General features: G+C 45.3%; 3 protein-coding genes. All 3 read right to left on the reverse strand.

Annotated features, from left to right (window positions below):
* Positions 1 to 170: 170 nt before the first annotated feature.
* The 3 genes from Q1K23_RS08435 to Q1K23_RS08445 all read right to left on the reverse strand — a co-directional run bounded on the left by Q1K23_RS08435 (position 171) and on the right by Q1K23_RS08445 (position 1680).
* The gene (locus Q1K23_RS08435) at positions 171 to 962 is read right to left on the reverse strand and encodes a hypothetical protein (RefSeq protein ID WP_300363791.1); all 792 of its coding nucleotides are present in this window, start codon (positions 960 to 962) and stop codon (positions 171 to 173) included.
* Between the two features lie 240 nt (positions 963 to 1202).
* Positions 1203 to 1427 (reverse strand): CopG family transcriptional regulator, encoded by a 225-nt coding sequence (locus Q1K23_RS08440; protein ID WP_300363793.1) that lies wholly within the window; start codon positions 1425 to 1427, stop codon positions 1203 to 1205.
* Positions 1405 to 1680: a BrnT family toxin gene (locus Q1K23_RS08445; protein ID WP_300363795.1), complete on the reverse strand. Its 276-nt coding sequence runs from the start codon at positions 1678 to 1680 to the stop codon at positions 1405 to 1407. The genes Q1K23_RS08440 and Q1K23_RS08445 overlap by 23 nt, the downstream gene beginning before the upstream one ends.
* Positions 1681 to 1884 lie beyond the last annotated feature (204 nt).

Genomic DNA, 1884 nt, shown 5'->3' on the forward strand with positions numbered 1-1884 from the left:
TGGCTTCGGAAAAGGAGACTTCGGCGGGCTTGACGCCGTCGTTGCCCCGTGTTTCTATAAATGTCATGAAATCTTCCTGCTTTTTAGTCGCGATTATAGCCAAAAGGGGGTTTGGACAGGCTGAGTCTGGTACTATTCACCGCATAATAGAGAAATTTCTAGCAAAAAACTCAATCTTCGTAGGTGATCCCCAGCAGATGTTTTTCTATATCTTCCATATGCTCTACGCTGAATGGATCGAGCCCTTCGCGTTTGAGATAGTTATCCAGCAAAATCAACCCATCCAGAAAACTTGTAAGATCACCCGTGTTGTTAAAATCGCTTGGTTGAAATTTTGGGCACTTTTGCATGATCTTTTCGGGCGTGGCTTTGCCCCTTTCAAGCCCCGTAGCCTCCAAAACCCGCTCTAAAAAGCCGAGTGCACCGGCTTCCGGAACAAATTGGCTCACTTTTTCCAAACCCAGCGGATAGACGGCAAAAGAGTCGCTTAAACTGTCATAGCCGAGCTCCAGAGCGATGCCGAGGCGCCGCATCTTTCGGGCGGGTTCGTAGGTGCGCAATTTTTCAAGCGCGCGCGTGTAGCGATCGGCAAACGTTTTCGCGCTTACCTCTTCGACAGTATCGATCGAATCGGGCTCATCGACAAAGAGCTTTTTGTCTTTGTAGTAGAAAAAACGGATCGACGAGCCGTTGACCCTGACTTCGATCTCCCTGCTTTTTGGATCGAAGCTGCCTTTGAATGTATCGCTCGTATAACGGGCGGCGTAAGGGTAGAGCTCGTAAAAACCCCAGACCGTGCCGTTTTGCTCGATATTGAGAACGAAGAATTTGTAGTCGTTGATTCGTTCGTACTGCTCGTCGCTGAGCTTGTCAAAATCGAGAGGAAACGGGTTTTTGTTGGCGAAAAAGTGGGTTTGGGCAAAAAGCGATAGAGCGGTAAAAAGCGCAAACAAAATTTTCATGAGGTCCTTTCAAAACCGAGAAGTAGTTTTTGACATTCGTTTATTTTACTTTCGAAAAAGTTAATAAAATCTTGATCGTTCCATGGGTTTTTCAAATCCGTAGAAAGGTATCGAAAATCTCGACAACGACACTTGCAGAGGGGTATTCCGTTTTGCTTTTTGGAGGATGTCGGGTGCTGCCGCTCGTTAGGAGGTGCGGAGCGGTGCCTGACAATGTGGACGGTTCGCGCGCGAAGGCCGTTATGCCGCTCCCAATCTCTCCGCAAGCCACATTTTGATGATCGCCTGACGACTGACACCCAGGTGCCGAGCCTCACGATCAAGACGGTCGACCATCCATTTTGGAAAGTCGATATTGATCCGTTTGGGCTCTTCGTTGGGTTTGGTGATCTTTTCAGTATCGAACCACTCCAAAATATCTTCCTGGCCTTCGTCAAAGATTTTATCGAGTTCTTTGGCTTTCATAAAGCATCCTTTCTTTTTGGCGAGATCGTCTGACCGATATGATCCGAATAGCGTCATTTCGATAAGTGATTATGGCAGTATAATGCTTCTTTTCGATACAGCCAATTACCAACCACCTAGGCTCATCAAGTGACTGTCGTGATGGAAGCTGTATCATATCTTCATCTTCCCACAGCTTTTGAGCCTTTTCGAAATCAATACCATGCTTTTGCATGTTGATTTCACTTTTTTTCGGATCATATTCAAACTTCATATAAAAATTATATTGTGAATATGTATTTTTGTCAATTTCTCATGTATTTTTACACATCCATGCTTCGTGAGATAAAGGCAAATATTATGCGTTTACCGACCCCTTTTGCTCTTTTCCGCTGTTTCGATGCTTCTTTTATAATGATAAGCAATGCGTCCAAAATGATACACCGTCTCCGTCAACCAGGCCAGCATATCGAGATAG

Source organism: Hydrogenimonas sp. (genome assembly GCF_029933015.1).
In the GTDB taxonomy this organism is placed as follows: Bacteria; Campylobacterota; Campylobacteria; order Campylobacterales; family Hydrogenimonadaceae; genus Hydrogenimonas.